The following is an 18,465-nucleotide window of genomic DNA, read 5'->3' on the forward strand; positions in this document are numbered from 1 at the left end:
TATGCTGAAGCTGCCGAATGGCGTCAGTCACCACCCTGACTATCTGGACCGGCCACGGCAGCAGGCATTGGTCGATATCATCAGGTCGATCGTCGCGGACGCGCCGCTGTTTGTGCCCATCATGCCCGGCACGGGCAAGCCGATGTCGGTTCGCATGACGAATTGTGGCCCGCTCGGCTGGGTCACCGACAAGGAGCGTGGCTATCGCTATCAGCCGACCCATCCTGTGACCGGCAAACCTTGGCCGGGTATCCATGCGGAACTGTTGGAAATCTGGAACGATGTCTCCGGCTACGACAAGCCGCCGCAGGCCTGCCTTGTCAACTACTACTCCGACGAGGCGCGTATGGGACTGCATCAGGACAAGGACGAACAGGATCTCGCAGCCCCCGTCGTGTCGATCTCGCTCGGCAATAGCTGCCTGTTTCGAGTTGGTGGTCTCGGGCGCAACGACCGGACGCTTTCCTTCAAGCTCTCAAGCGGTGACGTCGTGGTCTTGGGAGCGGAAGGGCGCCTTTGCTTCCACGGCGTCGACAAGATATATCCATCAACATCGACGCTGCTGAAGAACGGTGGTCGCATCAACCTGACGCTTCGCCGGGTAACGCCCTAGAGCTTTCTCAGAGCTACCTGTTCGATCAGGTGATTATTGCCCTTGCGCAGGATCAGATCGGCCCGCGGGCGTGTCGGCAGGATGTTTTCCCGCAGGTTCTTCAGGTTGATGTTTTCCCAAAGGCCTTCGGCGATCGTCAGCGCTTCCTCCTCGCTGATCGAGGCATAGCGGTGGAAGAAGGAGTGGGGATCGCGAAACGCTGTTTCACGCAATCGCATGAAGCGCGCCACATACCAGTCATGAATCCGGCTTTCATCCGCATCGATGTAAATCGAGAAGTCGAAGAAGTCGGAAACCATCGGTACGATCTTGCCACCGGCCGGCAGGTCGCGTGACTGCAGGACGTTGATGCCCTCGAAGATCAGAATGTCGGGCCGGTCGACGATCTTGTATTCGTTCGGCAGCACGTCGTAGACCAGATGCGAATAGGACGGCGCCTTGACGTTCGGCTGGCCCGCCTTGATCGCCGCCAGGAAACGCAGGATCGCGCCGGTATCGTAGCTCTCGGGAAAGCCCTTGCGCTGCATCAGGTTTTCGCGCTGCAGCACGGCGTTCGGATGCAGGAAGCCGTCGGTGGTCACAAGGTCCACCTTCGGGCTCGACGGCCACCGCGTCAAAAGTTCCTTCAGGATACGGGCCGTGGTGGATTTGCCGACAGCCACCGACCCCGCGATGCCGATCACAAACGGCGTCTTTGCTACGTCAGAGAGGCTGAGGAAGCGATTGCGTTGCTCGAAAAGCAGCTGTGACGATTCCACATGCGCCGAGAGGAGCCGCGAAAGCGAGAGATAGATCCGCCGCACTTCATCGAGATCGATCGGATCACCCATGGAGCGTAGCCGCTTGACCTCGTCGCCTTTCAGCGTGAGCGGTGTATCGGCACGGAAGCGTGCCCATTCCTCGGAGGAAAAGAAGTGGTAGGGCGAATACGCATTCGCCTGAAAATGATCGAGCGTCTCGGGCGCTCCGATGAGTTGTCTTGCGATACTCATGAACTTTGCCGGCTCGCCTTTTCTGTCAGGCCGGATTGAGCGGTGCGCCGCTCAAGCTCCGCCATCACACTTTGCAACGGAATGCCCGCCACCTTCAATACGACCAATAGGTGATAGAGAAGATCGGCGGCTTCATAGGTGAGGTTCTCGTGGTCATCGGTGATCGCGGCCATCACGGCCTCGATCGCCTCTTCGCCGAGCTTTTTGGCCGCCTTTGGCTGGCCTGCAACAACGAGTTTTGCCGTCCAGGACTCATCCGGCGAGGCTTTCGACCGGGCATCGACGATCTTTTCGAGGTCGGCGAGGGTGAATTCGCTCATGATTCTGCTTCCCACTCAGTCCAGACGCATGTCGATGCCGCAAGAAGACATATAGCGCTTCGCTTCCCCGACGGAATAGGTCCCGAAGTGGAAGATCGAAGCGGCCAGCACAGCGTTGGCATGTCCCTGTTTGACGCCCGCCACGAGATCGTCGAGGTCGCCGACGCCACCGGAGGCAATAACGGGCACCCGAACCGAATCCGCGATGGCGCGTGTCAGTTCGAGATCGTAGCCGACCTTGGTTCCGTCCCGATCCATCGAGGTCACAAGCAGTTCACCCGCCCCACGCTCGACCATCTTTCGAGCAAAATCCACCGCGTCGATGCCGGTCGCGTTGCGGCCGCCATGTGTGTAGATCTCCCAGGCGCTGACGTTGCCCTGCGCGGGCGTGGTCCGGCGCTTGGCGTCGATCGACACAACGATGCACTGGTCGCCGAACTTGTCGGCGGCTTCGGCAACGAAATCGGGGTTGTTGACCGCCGCTGAATTGATTGAGACCTTGTCAGCGCCACAGAGCAGCAGCTTGCGGATATCAGCAATGGTGCGGACACCACCGCCGACGGTGACGGGCATGAAGCATTGCTCGGCCGTACGTGCGACGACATCGAAGATCGTTTCGCGATTGTCCGAGGACGCGGTGATGTCGAGGAAACACAATTCGTCGGCACCGGCGGCGTCATAAGCCTTGGCAGCCTCGACTGGGTCTCCGGCATCGACCAGGTTGACGAAATTGACGCCCTTGACGACGCGGCCGTCCTTAACGTCGAGGCAGGGAATGACACGAGCCTTCAGGGTCATTGTGCAGTCTCCTTCGCGCGTGCGGCCGAAATCAGCGCCAGCGCCTCTGCCGGGTCGATCCGTCCATCATAGAGCGCGCGACCGGAAATCGCACCCTCGAGCTTCCGTGCATCGGGTTGCAGCATCCGTTTCACATCCTCGATCGAAGCAAGGCCGCCGGATGCGATGACCGGGATCGATACCGCTTCGGCAAGCTCGAGCGTCGATGCCCAGTTGATGCCGGCGAGGATGCCGTCGCGGTCGATATCGGTGTAGATGATCGCGGCTACGCCGGCGCCTTCGAACTTCTGCGCGAGTTCGATAACGCCGAGCTCGGATGCCTCGGCCCAGCCTTCGACCGCGACCTTCCCGCCCTTGGCATCGATTCCGACCGCAACGCGGCCGGGAAACTTCTTGCAGGCTTCGATCACGAGCGCCGGATCGCGCACCGCGATGGTCCCGAGAATGACGCGGGCAAGACCGCGAGATAGCCAGTTTTCGATATGGTCGAGCGTGCGAATGCCGCCACCAAGCTGAACCGGGTTCTTCGTTGCCTTCAGGATCGCATCGACCGCGGCGCCATTGACGCTTTCGCCCGCGAAAGCGCCATTGAGATCAACGACGTGCAGCCATTCAAAGCCTTGATCTTCGAATGCCTTCGCCTGCGCACCGGGGTCGGGATTGTAGACGGTCGCCTGTTCCATATCGCCGAGCTTGAGGCGAACGCACTGGCCATCCTTGAGGTCGATTGCTGGAAATAGGATCATTCTGTCAGTCCTTGCAGTGCGCGAGCTCAAGGCTTCCAGCGCAGGAAATTGGCAATCAGGGCGAGGCCGAGCTTCTGGCTCTTTTCAGGATGGAACTGGGCTCCGGCCATGTTGTCGCGCCCGACGAAAGCGGTGATCGGGCCGCCGTACTCGGCCGTCGCAATCACGTCGCCGGGGTTCTTCGCCGCCAGATGGTAGGAATGCACGAAATAGGCATGCAACCCGTTCGGTCCGGTCGGAATTCCGTCGAACAGCGGGTGAGGGGATTTCAGGTCCAGCGTATTCCAGCCGATCTGCGGGATCTTCAGGTTGGCATCATTAGGCGTCATTTCAACGACATCGCCGGGAATCCAGCCGAAGCCATCGGTGACGGTCTTCTCGAGTCCGCGCGACGACATCAGCTGCATACCGACGCAAATGCCGAGGAACGGCCGGGCCTTCTTCTGGACCACATCGATCAACGCTTCCGACATGCCGGGAACGGCATCGAGCCCGCGCCGGCAATCGGCATAGGCGCCAACACCCGGCAGCACGACGCGATCGGCGGCCGCCACAGCCCCTGCCTTGTCTGTCAGTTCGATCACGGCGTCGATGCCGGCTTCCCGCGCTGCCCGTTCGAAGGCCTTCGTCGCCGAACGCAGATTGCCGGATCCGTAGTCTATAATTGCGACGCGCATTCAGCGTCCTCCATCAAAACCAAAGAGACCGAGCGAAGTGGCGTTGCCGTGTCGCGGTGCATGGGCTGCTTGATCCCATTGCGGCGAGGGCGCGGGTCGGCTCTCGCCGGCATCGGTCTGGACATTCGAAAAGTAGATTTCTTCCGCGGTCGCAAGCGAATCGGCCGAAACGAGATCGGCTTCGCCCCAGCCTTTCGCAACCAGATTACGGGCGCGAAGATTCTGACCCTCAAGCGCGACCAGCAAACTGGTGCCGAAGGTGATTGCGACGCCGACTGGCCAGAGATCGGCCCGGTCCGCTAGCGCACCGCCGAGGCTTTGCAGGAGAAACGCTGCGATGGCGTAGAGCCACAGTCTGTGGAAGGCGAGCCATATCCAGGGGAAGAGAAAACCGAGCACGGTAAAGCCGTCGCGAATGAAACGCGTCTTCTCGCGGTTGGTGTCCGTTCCGCCAGGCGCAGTCAGAACCAGATAGCTGGAAGTCATATCGTCAAGCTCCCTAGGGGGCTCAGACGAGCGTGCCCTTCGTTGAGGGGACACGGCCCGCCTGTCTCGGATCGATCTCTGTCGCCGTACGCAGCGCGCGGGCAACGGCCTTGAAGCACGTCTCTGCAATATGGTGGTTGTTGGCACCATAATGGTTGAGAATATGCAAGGTGATGCCGGCGTTCTGGGCAAGCGCCTGGAAGAATTCGCGAACGAGCTCGGTGTCGAACGTGCCGATCTTCGGCGCGGTGAAGGCGACGTTCCAGACGAGGAAGGGGCGACCGGAGAGGTCGACTGCAGCCTTCGTCATTGTCTCGTCCATCGCGAGGTCGATCGAGGCATAGCGGGCAATGCCGCGGCGATCGCCGAGCGCCTTGGCAATCGCCTGGCCGATCGCGATGCCGGTGTCTTCCACCGTATGGTGATCGTCAATGTGCAGGTCGCCCTTGGTCTCGATCTCCATGTCGATCAGCGAATGTCGCGAAAGCTGATCGAGCATATGATCGAAGAAGCCGACGCCGGTCGAGATTTTCGACTTTCCGGTGCCGTCGAGATTGACGGAAACGGAAACCGAAGTCTCGTTCGTCTTGCGGGACACGGTACCCGTGCGGCTTGCTGCGGTCTCGGCCATATGGCTGCTCCATCAGGAAATACGGGGGTTCCTTATCAGGCGAGCCGTGAAATATCCAGAACCGCTGCGGCAGAAAACGCCGCCATTTGCAATCGGCTTTCACGCACTTACATAGGGCTCGACAGGGCCGGCGTTCGGCCCGACGCAACAAGCCCGGCAGACGGGCAAAGGTATAGTAGATGACAACGATTGTTACAGTTCGAAAGGGCGGCAAGGTCATCATGGCCGGCGATGGCCAGGTAAGCCTCGGCCAGACCGTGATGAAGGGCAATGCCCGCAAGGTGCGGCGCATCGGCAAGGGTGAGGTCATTGCCGGTTTCGCAGGCGCCACGGCCGATGCCTTCACGCTTCTCGAACGTCTCGAAAAGAAGCTCGAACAATATCCGGGCCAGCTGATGCGCGCTGCCGTCGAGCTTGCTAAGGATTGGCGCACGGACAAGTATCTCCGCAATCTCGAAGCCATGATGCTCGTCGCCGACAAGCAGGTGACGCTTGCAATAACGGGCAATGGCGATGTTCTCGAGCCCGAACACGGCGCCATGGCAATCGGCTCCGGCGGTAATTTTGCGCTCGCTGCGGCCCGCGCCTTGATGGATACCGATAAGTCGGCCGAGGAGATCGCGCGTCGAGCACTCGATATTGCCGCTGATATCTGCGTCTACACCAACCACAACGTGGTCGTAGAGACGCTCGATGCCGAAGCTTGATCCGGTTTCAAAGATCCACGCCCTGATGGGATATTCGATATGACCACATTTTCCCCCCGCGAGATCGTTTCCGAACTCGACCGCTATATCATCGGCCAGCATGAGGCCAAGCGCGCAGTGGCGATTGCGCTGCGCAACCGCTGGCGGCGCCAGCAGCTCGATCCGGATCTGCGCGACGAAGTCATGCCCAAGAACATCCTGATGATCGGGCCGACCGGCGTCGGCAAGACGGAAATCTCCCGTCGCCTCGCCAAGCTCGCCGGCGCGCCGTTCATCAAGGTCGAAGCCACGAAGTTTACCGAAGTCGGCTATGTCGGCCGCGATGTCGAGCAGATCATCCGCGACCTCGTCGAGGTCGGCATCGGCCTCGCTCGCGAAAAGAAGCGGAGCGAAGTGCAGGCCAAGGCGCACATGAGCGCTGAAGAGCGTGTTCTCGACGCGCTCGTCGGCGCCACCTCGTCGCCGGCGACCCGCGACAGCTTCCGCAAGAAGCTGCGCAGTGGCGAGCTTGATGACAAGGAAATCGATATCGAGATCGCCGATACGGGCACAGGCATGGGCGGTTTCGATATTCCCGGCATGCAGGGCGGCAATATCGGCGTGCTCAACCTTTCCGAAATGTTCGGCAAGGCGATGGGGGGTCGTACCAAGAAGGTCCGCACGACGGTCAAGGCATCCTATACGGATCTGATCCGCGACGAATCCGACAAGCTGATCGACAACGAAGTCATTCAGCGCGAGGCGATCCGGGCCGTCGAGAATGACGGCATCGTCTTCCTCGACGAGATCGACAAGATCGCGGCTCGCGACGGCGGCATGGGCGCCGGCGTTTCGCGCGAAGGCGTTCAACGCGACTTGCTTCCGCTGGTCGAAGGCACGACGGTGTCGACGAAGTACGGCCCGGTGAAAACGGACCACGTCCTTTTCATCGCCTCCGGTGCTTTTCACGTCTCCAAGCCGTCCGATCTGCTGCCGGAACTTCAGGGCCGTCTGCCGATCCGCGTCGAGCTGCGCCCGCTCACCAAGGAAGATTTCCGCCGTATCCTGACGGAGACCGAGGCGAGCCTCATCAGGCAGTACAAGGCTCTCATGGAAACCGAAGGCCTCGGCCTCGAATTTACTGACGATGGCATCGATTCCCTGGCGGACGTTGCTGTTCATTTGAATTCGTCCGTTGAAAACATAGGTGCGCGCCGCCTGCAGACGGTGATGGAGCGTGTTCTGGACGAAATCTCCTTCAATGCCCCGGATCGCGGCGGCTCAAGCGTGACGATCGACGCCGACTATGTCCGCAAGCATGTCGGCGATCTGGCGCAAAACACCGATCTGTCACGCTTCATCCTGTGATGAACAAGCATCGGCGCGCGCCTTACTGATGTGATGCCACGATTTTGATAGCTTCAACTCTCGACAGCGGGCCTTTTACTTTTTAGTGAAAGGCCCGTTTTGTTGTCCGCGCCAGCATTATTCGGCCAAGATTGTGGTCCAGTCAGCGCGCTTCGCGACATTGCCATGAACCGACGGGAACGCTGATCGTGCGACGCCTTCTGACAAGCCTCCTGATTGCCGCTGCCGTGCTGACGTCGGCACCTGCCTTCGCCATGCAGGTGGTGCCGCCGGGCAATCGTCACGCCGAGCAGCCGGATATTCCGGGCGCCTCGGTTCGCCGCACCAAGGGCACGAAGAGCTCGTTCGATCGCAAGTATGACAAGGTCCATGACCTCCTGGCGTCGGATCACGAGTTGATGGCCAAGATCAAAAAGGTGTCGGCCGCTTACGGCATCGATCCGATCCATGTGATCGGCGCGATCGTCGGCGAGCATACGTACAATGTCGATGCCTATGACCGCCTGCAATCCTACTACGTGAAGGCCGCGTCCTATGCGGGTGAGAGCTTCCGCTTCGCCTACAACGGCGAGGATGTGGATGACTTCGTCAGGCGGTCGCAGTTTGCCGAATGTAACGGCAAGGGCGATTCCTACACGCTGTGGAGCTGCCGCGAGGACATCTGGGAAAGCGAGTTCCGCGGCAAGACCGTCGATGGCAAGAGCTACCCGAACAACCGCTTCAGCGCAGTCTTCTTCCAGCCTTTCTACGCCGGCCAGACCTTCGGTCTTGGGCAGATCAACCCGCTGACGGCCCTGATGTTGACCGATCTGGTCTCCAAGGTCTCGGGTTACGAGAAGCTGAACGAGAAGGACGCCGGTTCCGTCTACAAGGCGATCATGCAGCCAGATATCTCGCTCGCCTTTGTCGCAGCGTCCATCCGGCGGTCGGTCGACGACTATAAGCAGATCGCCGACATGGATATCTCGAGGAACCCGGGACTGACCGCGACGCTCTACAATGTCGGCAATTCGCGCCAGCGCGCGGCGGCTCTCGCTGCCAAGAACCGTGCTTCCGGTGAAACCGTCTGGCCGGAAGAAAACTATTACGGCTGGCTGGTCAACGACAAGCTGGACGAGCTGGAGCGTCTGCTCTAGCTTTCGCCTTGCCGGGAGAGCCTAGATCTCCGGCGAAAAGGCTGAATTCTGATGGACATGCGTCCGGATCCCTTCGTACCGCCCGCGCCGTTACCTCGTACGGTGCCGCCGAGCCGTCTTCAGATAATTCGAACCATTCTGCGCAACCCGCTGGAGCTCTGGGGCGAGCCCTCCTACACGCTGCCGTGGATTCAGACACGGTTCTTTCGCGAAAGGACCCTGATCGTCAACGATCCGGGCCTAATCCGTCATGTTCTCGTCGATAACGCCGCGAACTACCGCATGTCGGATATTCGCCAGCTTATTTTGCGTCCGATCCTGCGCGACGGGCTGCTGACGGCGGAGGGGGATGTCTGGAAGCGCTCTCGAAAGGCGGTGGCGCCGGTTTTCACGCCTCGTCATGCCAACGGTTTTGCCGGGCAGATGCTGTGCCAGTCCGAAGATTATGCGAGGAAATACGAAGCAGCCGGCAGTGACGGCAAGGTCTTCGAGATTGCCGCCGACATGACGGAGCTGACCTTCGCCATTCTTGCCGATACGCTGTTTTCGGGCGAGATCGTCACCTCCTCCGACAGCTTTGCCGACGACGTAAACGCCCTGCTGCATCGCATGGGGCGCGTCGATCCGATGGATTTGCTGCGCGCCCCGTCTTGGGTTCCGCGCGTCACGCGCATCGGCGGGCAGAAAGTGCTCGACAAATTCCGCAACATCGTGCGCCAGACCATGGATGCCCGGCTGGCTCGCATGCAGGCCGATCGAGCCTCCACACCGGACGACTTTCTGACCTTGCTCCTTGATCAGGCTGAGACCGGCGGACTGACGAATGACGAAATAGAGGACAATATCCTCACCTTTATCGGCGCCGGCCATGAGACGACGGCACGCGCACTTGCCTGGACGCTTTATTGCGTGGCCAACACGCCGCACATCCGCGGGGCGATGGAGGAGGAGATCGATCGCGTTCTGGCCCAGGATGTCGAACCGGTGAAGTGGCTCGACCTGATGCCGTATACGCGCGCCGCCTTTGAGGAGGCGCTGCGGCTCTATCCGCCGGCGCCGTCGATCAATCGTGCCGCCATCACCGCCGATCGCTGGACCGACGCGAAAGGCGAAACGGTGGAGATCGAGGCAGGTGTCACCGTCCTCATCATGCCGTGGACGCTGCATCGCCACGAACTCTATTGGGACAAGCCGCGCGCCTATATCCCGGAGCGGTTCCTGCCGGAGAACCGCGGTAGCATCGGGCGCTTCCAGTTCCTGCCGTTCGGTGCCGGGCCGCGTGTCTGTATCGGCGCAACCTTTGCGCTACAGGAGGCTGTCATCGCTCTCGCCGTGCTGATGCACCGTTTCCGCTTCGATGTGACAAACCAGACCAATCCCTGGCCGGTGCAGAAACTGACGACGCAGCCGCAAAACGGTCTGCCGATGCTCGTCACGTCGAGATATGTTCCCGAACGGACATAAATCTTTAGAACTATTGCATAATTGACTATGAATGAAAGCCGGGCAAAGTAGCAGCATGCAAAACCCCGTTTGTGGGTCTAAGGAGATATTGAATGAGCCGCATCGATAAAAACGGTCTTGCTGTTGAGGCCGTCCTTCATGATTTCTTGGTCAAGGAAGCGCTGCCCGGCTTGAAGATCGATGCCGAAAAGTTCTTTACCGATTTCTCGGCGATCGTTCACGATCTGGCGCCGCGCAATCGCGAACTGCTCGCAAAGCGTGATGCACTCCAGCTCCGCATCGATGACTGGTACCGCCAGCATGGTGCGCCGACCGATATCGAAGCCTATCAGGTGTTTCTGCGCGACATCGGCTATATGCTGCCGGAAGGCTCGGATTTCCAGGTTACCACGACGAACGTCGACCCTGAGATCGCTTCGATTGCCGGTCCTCAGCTCGTCGTTCCCGTGATGAATGCTCGCTACGCGCTGAACGCTGCCAATGCTCGTTGGGGATCGCTCTATGACGCGCTCTACGGCACGGACGCGATTCCCGAGACCGATGGCGCCGAGAAGGGCAAAGGCTACAATCCGAAGCGCGGCGAAAAGGTCATTGCCTGGGCTCGCGATTTCCTGGACACAGCCGCGCCGCTCGATGGCTGGAGTTGGAAGGATGTTGCGACGTTTGCTGTCAAGGACGGGGCTCTCGCGATCACCTCGACCGACGGCGAGCATGTTTCGCTGACCGATCCAGCGCATTTTGCCGGCTATCAGGGAGATGCCGCGACGCCGTCTCACATCCTGCTCAAGAACAACGGCATCCACGTCGACATTGTCATCGATGCCTCGACCGCCATTGGCAAGAGCGACCCGGCCCATATTTCCGACGTCTGGCTAGAATCGGCAATCACGACGATTATGGACTGCGAGGACTCGGTTGCAGCCGTCGATGCCGAAGACAAGGTCGTCGTCTATCGCAACTGGCTTGGCCTCATGAAGGGCGACCTTCAGGAGGAAGTGTCGAAGGGCGGCTCGAGTTTCATTCGCAAACTCAATCCTGATCTGCAGTACAGCGATCCGTCAGGCACGCCGTTCGAAGTGCATCGCCGCTCATTAATGCTGGTTCGCAACGTCGGCCACCTGATGACGAATCCGGCAATCCTTGATCGCGAAGGCAATGAAGTGCCCGAAGGGATCATGGACGCAATGATTACGGGCATGATTGCGCTCTACGACGTCGGCCCGAACGGCCGCCGCAAGAATTCCCGCGCCGGTTCGGTTTATGTGGTCAAGCCGAAGATGCACGGCCCCGAGGAAGTTGCCTTCGCCGCCGAGATCTTCTCGCGCGTCGAAGATGCCCTCGGCATGGCGCGCAACGCCATCAAGATGGGCATAATGGACGAGGAACGGCGCACCACCGTCAACCTCAAGGAATGCATCCGCGCCGCCCGCGAACGTGTCGTCTTTATCAACACCGGCTTCCTCGACCGCACCGGCGACGAGATCCACACGTCGATGGAAGCAGGGCCGATGATTCGCAAGGGCGACATGAAGCAGGCCGCCTGGATCGCGGCCTACGAGAACTGGAACGTGGATATCGGTCTCGAATGCGGCCTTTCCGGCCATGCTCAGATCGGCAAGGGCATGTGGGCCATGCCGGATCTGATGGCGGCGATGCTGGAGCAGAAGATCGCGCACCCGAAGGCCGGCGCCAATACCGCCTGGGTTCCGTCGCCGACCGCCGCGACGCTGCACGCCACCCATTATCACCGCGTCAATGTCGCCCGCGTCCAGCAGGGCTTGAAGGATCGCGCCCGCGCCAAGCTTTCCGACATCCTCTCGGTGCCTGTTGCTATCAGGCCGAATTGGACGCCGGAGGAAATCCAGCGCGAACTCGACAACAATGCCCAGGGCATTCTGGGTTACGTTGTCCGTTGGGTCGATCAGGGCGTCGGCTGCTCCAAGGTGCCTGACATCAACAATGTCGGCCTCATGGAAGACCGTGCGACGCTGCGCATCTCCGCCCAGCATATGGCCAACTGGCTGCATCACAAGGTGACAAGCGAAGAGCAGATCGTCGAGACAATGAAGCGTATGGCCGCGATCGTCGACCAGCAGAATGCATCCGATCCAGCCTACGCGCCGATGGCTGCCGATTTCGACGGTTCGATCGCCTTCCAGGCGGCACTCGATCTTGTCCTGAAGGGTAGGGGGCAGCCGAACGGTTATACCGAGCCGGTCCTCCATCGTCGCCGCCTCGAGCTGAAGGCCAAGCAGACAATCTGACAAGGACGAACCAATGGAAAAGGCCGCCGGAACGATGTTCCGGCGGCCTTTTTAATACCCATTTTTCAGCGCCGCTTACTGGATAACGATGACCTTCGAGGTCGTCTTGCCCGGACGTACGCGGCTGTAGAGATCGATGACGTCCTGGTTCATCAGACGAATACAGCCAGACGAGGCAGCGGTGCCGATCGAAGCCCATTCCGGCGTACCGTGCAGGCGGAACAGGGTGTCCTGACCCTTTTCGTTGAAGAGATACATGGCGCGCGCGCCGAGCGGGTTGCTGAGGCCGGGGCCCATGCCCTCCTCGACATATTTGGCGACCTCGGGCTTGCGCTCGGCCATTTCCTTCGGGGGATGCCAGGTCGGCCATTCCTGCTTCCATGCGACATAGGCCGTACCCGCCCATGCGAAGCCCTGCTTGCCGACGCCGATGCCGTAACGCATCGCCTTGCCGCCGGGCAGGATGTAATAGAGGAAGCGTTCGCGGGTGTTGACGATGATCGTGCCCGGGCGCTCGGTGGTTTCGTAGGAGACGATCTGGCGGCGGAACTGCGGCTTGACCCTCTGGATCGGGATCGCCGGCAGCGAATATCCGGCATCCGTCGTCACGCCATAGGCGTCGTCGAAGATCTGCGCGGTCTGAACGGTCGGCCCCGGCGCGACCTTGTCTTCGACGGAGGCGCTCTCGATAGTCGAGGAGCAACCGGCCAGAGCGAGCGTCGCCATCAGGCCGAATACAGGAAATGCATTGCGGATGCGCATGGATGTCTCTTAGGAAATGGGCAAGGGGAGAACGGTCTTTTGAACCATCTTTGATTATGGTTTATTTTCGATTAACTTTGCCTTTGCAAGCTGTTGCAGTGCGGCAAAACCAATACGCAGCGGCAAATTAGAAGCGCATGGTTTTTTTGCAACAACGCGCGCGCCAGACCTACGGTTATCCATGACGATTTTGAGTGTTTACAATAACAATCCGTTAATAGACGGGCGACAGTCGGACAGAGCTATGCTGGTCCGCCGCGGGACTCAGATTTTACTTCATGAGATGCGTCACGCCGTATTGCCGGAGCTGTCGCTTGCCAGCGGACGACGGGCTGACTTGATCACGATTTCGGAGAAGGGCGAAATCTGGATCATCGAGATCAAGACCTCGGTGGAGGACTTCCGGGTTGACCGCAAATGGCCGGACTATCGCCTCCATTGCGACCGACTATTCTTCGCCACCCACAAGGATGTTCCGCTCGATATCTTCCCCGAGGATTGCGGCTTGTTTCTATCGGATGGCTACGGGGCGCATATGATCCGCGAGGCACCAGAGCATCGCCTTGCGCCAGCGACGCGAAAATCCGTGACGCTTAATTTCTCTCGCGCAGCCGCCCAGCGCCTGCTGATGGCCGAATGGGCAAACGGGAAGCCGTTTGAGGTCGACGATATCTGACGCTACTTCGGCGCGCGCTTGGCAAGGATCCGTTGCAACGTGCGGCGATGCATGTTGAGCCGCCGTGCAGTCTCCGAAACATTGCGCTCGCACATCTCATAAACCCGCTGGATATGCTCCCAGCGCACACGGTCGGCCGACATCGGGTTCTCCGGCAGTTCCGCCTTCTCGCCGGCGCGCTGGGTGAGGGCGGCGTAAACGTCGTCGGCATCGGCGGGCTTCGCCAGGTAGTCGACGGCGCCAAGTTTCACGGCCGTAACAGCGGTCGCAATATTTCCGTACCCCGTGAGGACGATGATCCGGGTGTCATCACGGCGCTGGCGGATGGCTTCGATCACATCCAACCCGTTGCCGTCGCCAAGTCGCAGATCGACCACTGCGTATTTGGGCGGATGGCTCTTCGATTTGGCAACGCCCTCCGCGACCGATTCCGCAGTCTCAACCTTGAAGCCACGTGTCTCCATCGCGCGCGCCAGTCGGCGCAGAAACGGGCCATCGTCATCGACGATCAGAAGGCTGGCATCCGGACCAATATGATCCGCATCTGCGAGGGAGGAGTCGTGGTCAAGCTCGTTCATGTTCGTCAATCCCGGCAGCTGCCTGCCTGATAAAAGTCAAGTGTCCCGCTGTTCATTAAGCCGATAGCGTCATTTTGTCGAATTTGCATCGATCAGCATGCGCGGCCATTCGACACGCACCCGCGCTCCAGCCGTCTCGGGCATGCGGTTCTCGAACACCAGCGACGCGCCCGATCGTTCGAGGAGAGTCTTGGCGATGAAGAGGCCGAGCCCCAGCCCGCCGGCCCGGTCTTCCCTCTGCCTCTTGGTGACATAGGGCTCGCCAATCCGGGTCAGGATATCAGGGGAATAACCGTCGCCGTCGTCCTCCACCGTGATGCGAACTTTTCTGACATCATGCTCGACGGTCACAATCACCTTGTCGCGCGCGTAATCGACAGCGTTTTCGATCAAATTGCCGAGCCCGTACATAATGCCGGCGTTGCGGTCAGTCACTGGCTCGCCCTTGCGCGGGCTCTTCTCGATCAGTTCGAGTTTGATCCCGAATTCTCTGTGAGGCGCCACGATCTCTTCCATCATTGACGACAAAGGCAGCCGCCGGAGATGAGCTTCGCCTTCCGCAGAAAGCGTTGCCAGCCGCCGCAGGATGTCGCGGCACCGCTCGCTCTGGCTGCGCAACAGTTGCACATCCTCGCGAAAGCGGTCGTCATTCTTCAGTTCGCGCTCCATTTCCTTGGCAACGACGCTGATGGTGGCGAGTGGCGTTCCCAGTTCGTGTGCTGCGGCGGCAGCAAGACCGTCGAGCTGAGAAAGGTGCTTCTCGCGCTGCAGCACCAACTCGGTGGCCGCCAGCGCATCGGCCAGCTGGCTCGCCTCCATCGAGACCCGGTATGCATAGAAGGCGGCAAAAGCCATGGTCGATGCGATCGAGCACCAGACACCGAACTGCATCACGGTATGGACGTTGATCTCGACGCCATCGAACCACGGCAAGGGAAAGGGGGAAAAGGCGAGGATAGTGATGCAGACCATCGCGATCAGAATAAGCACGGTGCTGAAGCGGATCGGCTGCGATGCGAAGGAAATGATGACGGGAACGCAGACGAGGGCCGCAAAGGGATTGGCCAGGCCGCCGGTGATGAAGAGCAGTGCGCAGAGCTGCAGAAGGTCGAAGCCGAGCAGCACGAAGGCCGCGCCGGGATAGAGCCGGTGTGTCGGCGGATAGCGGATCATCAGGTAGAAATTGACGGCCGCCAGGGCTGCGATCAGCGCCGCGCAGGCACCAAGTGGAAGCGGAAACTTGAGCCAGAAGGCAACGATGAACACAGTCACAGCCTGGCCGCCCACGGCAAGCCATCGCAGCCGCACCAGCGTTTGAAGTCTCAGGCGCCTGCTGCTGTGCCTATCTTCTTCCGGCGAACTCACGACATTATCGACCATCTGATATCCCCATGGGCTATGCTAGGGCTCATGTACCACGCGGCTTCGCCCGTGTCGTCGGCATGGCGTCTTCCGGTCGTTCGGGCCAGGGATGCTTGGGATAGCGGCCGCGCATCTCGGCCCGCACATCTTTCCAAGATCCGGCCCAGAATCCGGGCAGATCACGTGTCGTCTGAATCGGCCGGTGCGCCGGTGAGGTCAGCTCGAGAAGTAATGGTAGTCGTCCGCCGCCGATCGCGGGATGCTGCCTGAGGCCAAACAGCTCCTGCACACGGATCGTCAGAACAGGCTCCTCGCCGCTATATTGAATTGGATGCCGCTGTCCGGTCGGCGCTTCGAAATGCGTCGGCGCGAGACGTGAGAGATCGCGCTGCAGCTCGTGTGGGATCAGCGCCATCAATCCGTTCGAGAGTGCGGACGAAGAGATGTCGGAAATCCCCCGGGCATCCGTCTGGTAGGGAACGAACCAATCGTCCAAGCGCGCAACCAGTGCCGCGTCGCTGACGTCAGGCCACGGGCCGCCGATGCTGCGATGAAGAAAGCCGATGCGTTCGCGCAACTGCATGGCTTCTTTGGAAAACGGCAGCTGTTCCAACCCCAACTCGCGCACACCGTCTGCCAGCGCGCGGCTGACGGCTTCGCCGGTGGGGCGGGGCAGAGGTGTCTCGTCGAAGATAATGGCGCCGAGCCGTGTCGCCCGCCTGGCTCTCACCTGCCGGCTCTGCCGGTCGAAGACGATCTGATCGCCGGTCGAAATGGCGCCGGGCAGGTCCTCCTCGATGTCGGCGCGTGAGATCTCGGCTGCCGACAGGACGCGCCCTTGCGCGGCCCGACCCGTCAAGTCTGCGATGACGAGCATCGGGCTGCCGGCGAGCCGTTCGGTTTCCGGCAGTTCGGCGCCGCGCCCGTTCGCCATCAGGAAGCGGCCTCTGCCGCCGCGCTGCAGTGCGATGCGGTCCGGAAAGGCGTGCAGCAACAGCCGTCCCGTCTGGCTCGGTTCCGTTGCTTTGGTGACATCGAGACCCTTGGCCAGTCGAGCCGCCAGCTGACGCGCGCCTTCGACGCGATCGCCGCGCTCCGAGCGAAAGCGCCGCATCCGCTCTTCGAGGTCTATGCTGGGGCCTCCGAGCCCCTGTTCAGTCAGCAGCACCGCAAGCTCCGCTGCATCTCTTGCATGCCCCGTCTCGCCTGCCGAAATCACCATGGCGGCCAGACGCGGTGGCAGGGCAAGATCGCGCATCATCTTTCCGCGCCGCGTCAAAGCACCTTCCTTGTCGAGTGCACCGAGCTGAACTAGCAGCGTACGTGCTTCGGAAAGCGTCGTCTCCGGCGGCTGATCGACGAAGGAGAGCGAACGTGTGTCCTGAACGCCCCAATTCGCCAAGTCGAGGACAAGGCCGGAGAGATCGCTGGAGAGTATTTGTGGCGGTGTAAATGCCGGCAGTGCGGCAGTCTGTCCCTGGTGCCACAGGCGGATGGCGATACCCGGCTCGGTTCGGCCGGCGCGCCCGGCGCGCTGGTCCGCCGAGGCGCGCGACACGCGCACCGTCTCCAGCCGCGTGATGCCGGTTGACGCCTCGAACACCGGTAGCCGCTGCAGGCCGCTGTCGATAACAATCCGCACACCGTCGATGGTGATTGATGTCTCGGCGATCGAGGTGGCGAGCACGATCTTGCGCGTTCCTGGCTCGGCCGGCCGGATCGCCGCGTCCTGTTCCCGCTGTGTGAGATTGCCGTAGAGCGGAGCGATCAGTGTCTGTGACCCGAAGCGCCCTTCGAGCCGCTCAGCGGTGCGCGCGATTTCTGCTTGGCCAGGCAGGAAGGCAAGGATCGATCCGCTTTCGCTGGCGTGCGCGTTTGTGACGGCGCGCGCCATCGTTTCTTCGATGCGCTCGCTTGCAGGTCGATCCTGATAGCGGATATCGATCGGAAAGCTGCGCCCCATGCTTTCGACGAGCGGGGGCTGGTCCAGGAGTGTCATGATGCGCGCCACGTCGAGCGTCGCTGACATCACCAGCACCCGCAGGTCTTCGCGCAAAGCGGATTGTACGTCCAGCGCCAGCGCCAGTCCGAAGTCGGCGTCGAGCGAACGCTCGTGGAACTCATCAAAGATCACCGTCGACACGCCCGAGAGTTCCGGATCATCGAGGATCATGCGTGCGAACACGCCTTCCGTGACCACCTCGATGCGGGTCTTGGCCGATATTCTGGTGTCGAGGCGCATGCGATAGCCGACGGTCTCACCTACGGTCTCACCGAGCAACGATGCCATACGGCTTGCCGCCGCCCTGGCTGCCAGACGCCGCGGCTCGAGAAGCACGATCTTGCCATCGCCACGCCAATCCTGATCAAGCAGATAAAGGGGAACAAGCGTAGTCTTGCCGGCGCCGGGAGGAGCAGACAGCACCGCGCGGCGCTCTGCGGCGAGCGCCGCGCCGATATCCGGGAGAACGTCTGAGACCGGAAGGTCCGGCAAAGTCATGCGGGTCACGTGCGCGTCTTCATCTCATAAGCGTGGGCGGGGCGCATTTCCGTCAGGATCGGCATGCGGTCATTCCCCGCGGTTGCATCGCTCGTGAACCTACTGACACCGCGCCATTGCGCAAGTCGTCTCTCTTCGGGGACCGCCACAGAGGTAAGAGAGAGGGATTCTGCAGCTGAAAATGGAAACTGCGCCAAAAGCACAGCCGGGAGTCGCCGTTCCGGTGCCCTAAGAACGGCCAAAACCGCACCTCCCGAAAATCCGTCAATCGAATCAGTGTGTTACAAAAATGTCAAAAAACTTTGTTTTGCGCTGTTGACTTAGAAAAGGGGTAGGATCTATAAGCCCACTCACTGAACGAGGGCGGCGGCGCTGCTGGCGACGAAGTCCTTCGCTCTAGAGATTT

18 protein-coding genes are annotated in these 18,465 nt (G+C 60.7%); 7 read left to right on the plus strand and 11 right to left on the minus strand.

Annotated features, from left to right (window positions below; all coding sequences use genetic code 11):
• Nucleotide 1 precedes the first annotated feature (1 nt).
• Nucleotides 2-613: an alpha-ketoglutarate-dependent dioxygenase AlkB gene (locus FHX16_RS08705; protein WP_183864418.1), complete on the plus strand. Its 612-nt coding sequence runs from the start codon at nt 2-4 to the stop codon at nt 611-613.
• Here the strand turns inward: FHX16_RS08705 and coaA are convergent.
• From coaA to hisB, 7 genes are read right to left on the minus strand one after another with little or no spacing between them, the layout of a single operon-like run.
• Nucleotides 610-1,605: a type I pantothenate kinase gene (coaA, locus tag FHX16_RS08710; protein ID WP_016556888.1), complete on the minus strand. Its 996-nt coding sequence runs from the start codon at nt 1,603-1,605 to the stop codon at nt 610-612. The genes FHX16_RS08705 and coaA overlap by 4 nt on opposite strands.
• Nucleotides 1,602-1,925: a phosphoribosyl-ATP diphosphatase gene (locus FHX16_RS08715; RefSeq protein WP_183864419.1), complete on the minus strand. Its 324-nt coding sequence runs from the start codon at nt 1,923-1,925 to the stop codon at nt 1,602-1,604. The genes coaA and FHX16_RS08715 overlap by 4 nt, the downstream gene beginning before the upstream one ends.
• 15 nt (nt 1,926-1,940) lie before the next feature.
• Nucleotides 1,941-2,723 carry an imidazole glycerol phosphate synthase subunit HisF gene (hisF, locus tag FHX16_RS08720; protein ID WP_183864420.1) on the minus strand — a complete coding sequence of 261 codons (783 nt, stop codon included), beginning with the start codon at nt 2,721-2,723 and terminating at the stop codon, nt 1,941-1,943.
• Complete coding sequence (gene hisA, locus FHX16_RS08725) at nt 2,720-3,469, minus strand: 1-(5-phosphoribosyl)-5-[(5-phosphoribosylamino)methylideneamino]imidazole-4-carboxamide isomerase (protein WP_183864421.1); 750 nt, start codon at nt 3,467-3,469, stop codon at nt 2,720-2,722. Before hisA ends, hisF begins: the two co-directional genes overlap by 4 nt.
• Nucleotides 3,470-3,495: 26 nt before the next feature.
• Nucleotides 3,496-4,146 (minus strand): imidazole glycerol phosphate synthase subunit HisH, encoded by a 651-nt coding sequence (hisH, locus tag FHX16_RS08730; protein WP_183864422.1) that lies wholly within the window; start codon nt 4,144-4,146, stop codon nt 3,496-3,498.
• Nucleotides 4,147-4,632, minus strand: a complete 486-nt coding sequence (locus FHX16_RS08735) for a DUF2628 domain-containing protein (protein ID WP_183864423.1) — start codon at nt 4,630-4,632, stop codon at nt 4,147-4,149. It lies immediately after the preceding gene.
• Nucleotides 4,633-4,654: 22 nt separating this feature from the next.
• Nucleotides 4,655-5,263, minus strand: a complete 609-nt coding sequence (gene hisB, locus FHX16_RS08740; RefSeq protein WP_183754821.1) for an imidazoleglycerol-phosphate dehydratase HisB — start codon at nt 5,261-5,263, stop codon at nt 4,655-4,657.
• 179 nt (nt 5,264-5,442) lie between these two features.
• Between hisB and hslV the strand changes: the two genes are divergently transcribed.
• From hslV to FHX16_RS08765, 5 genes are all read left to right on the plus strand, one after another.
• On the plus strand, nt 5,443-5,970 hold the full coding sequence (hslV, locus tag FHX16_RS08745; protein ID WP_183754819.1) for an ATP-dependent protease subunit HslV: 528 nt from the start codon (nt 5,443-5,445) through the stop codon (nt 5,968-5,970).
• A gap of 39 nt (nt 5,971-6,009) precedes the next feature.
• The gene (gene hslU, locus FHX16_RS08750) at nt 6,010-7,317 is read left to right on the plus strand and encodes an ATP-dependent protease ATPase subunit HslU (protein ID WP_183754817.1); all 1,308 of its coding nucleotides are present in this window, start codon (nt 6,010-6,012) and stop codon (nt 7,315-7,317) included.
• A gap of 188 nt (nt 7,318-7,505) precedes the next feature.
• A complete protein-coding gene (locus tag FHX16_RS08755; RefSeq protein WP_183864424.1) occupies nt 7,506-8,453 on the plus strand; it encodes a DUF1402 family protein in 948 nt (315 codons plus the stop codon).
• A gap of 51 nt (nt 8,454-8,504) precedes the next feature.
• Nucleotides 8,505-9,917 (plus strand): cytochrome P450, encoded by a 1,413-nt coding sequence (locus tag FHX16_RS08760; RefSeq protein ID WP_183864425.1) that lies wholly within the window; start codon nt 8,505-8,507, stop codon nt 9,915-9,917.
• Between the two features lie 92 nt (nt 9,918-10,009).
• Nucleotides 10,010-12,181 carry a malate synthase G gene (locus tag FHX16_RS08765; protein WP_183864426.1) on the plus strand — a complete coding sequence of 724 codons (2,172 nt, stop codon included), beginning with the start codon at nt 10,010-10,012 and terminating at the stop codon, nt 12,179-12,181.
• Between the two features lie 75 nt (nt 12,182-12,256).
• Here FHX16_RS08765 and FHX16_RS08770 read toward each other — a convergent pair whose 3' ends face one another.
• Nucleotides 12,257-12,943 (minus strand): L,D-transpeptidase, encoded by a 687-nt coding sequence (locus FHX16_RS08770; RefSeq protein WP_016556901.1) that lies wholly within the window; start codon nt 12,941-12,943, stop codon nt 12,257-12,259.
• A 181-nt stretch (nt 12,944-13,124) separates the two neighbouring features.
• Here FHX16_RS08770 and FHX16_RS08775 point away from each other — a divergent pair, with 181 nt between their 5' ends.
• Nucleotides 13,125-13,619 carry an MmcB family DNA repair protein gene (locus FHX16_RS08775; protein ID WP_183864427.1) on the plus strand — a complete coding sequence of 165 codons (495 nt, stop codon included), beginning with the start codon at nt 13,125-13,127 and terminating at the stop codon, nt 13,617-13,619.
• A gap of 2 nt (nt 13,620-13,621) precedes the next feature.
• Here FHX16_RS08775 and FHX16_RS08780 read toward each other — a convergent pair whose 3' ends face one another.
• From FHX16_RS08780 to hrpB, 3 genes are all read right to left on the minus strand, one after another.
• Nucleotides 13,622-14,197, minus strand: coding sequence for an ActR/PrrA/RegA family redox response regulator transcription factor (locus FHX16_RS08780; protein WP_016556903.1), 576 nt, complete (start codon nt 14,195-14,197; stop codon nt 13,622-13,624).
• A gap of 69 nt (nt 14,198-14,266) precedes the next feature.
• Nucleotides 14,267-15,577: an ActS/PrrB/RegB family redox-sensitive histidine kinase gene (locus tag FHX16_RS08785; RefSeq protein ID WP_114714263.1), complete on the minus strand. Its 1,311-nt coding sequence runs from the start codon at nt 15,575-15,577 to the stop codon at nt 14,267-14,269.
• A 28-nt stretch (nt 15,578-15,605) separates the two neighbouring features.
• The gene (gene hrpB, locus FHX16_RS08790) at nt 15,606-18,059 is read right to left on the minus strand and encodes an ATP-dependent helicase HrpB (RefSeq protein ID WP_259127016.1); all 2,454 of its coding nucleotides are present in this window, start codon (nt 18,057-18,059) and stop codon (nt 15,606-15,608) included.
• Nucleotides 18,060-18,465 lie beyond the last annotated feature (406 nt).

The sequence above is a fragment of the Rhizobium sp. BK661 genome (assembly GCF_024808825.1).
GTDB lineage: Bacteria > Pseudomonadota > Alphaproteobacteria > Rhizobiales > Rhizobiaceae > Rhizobium.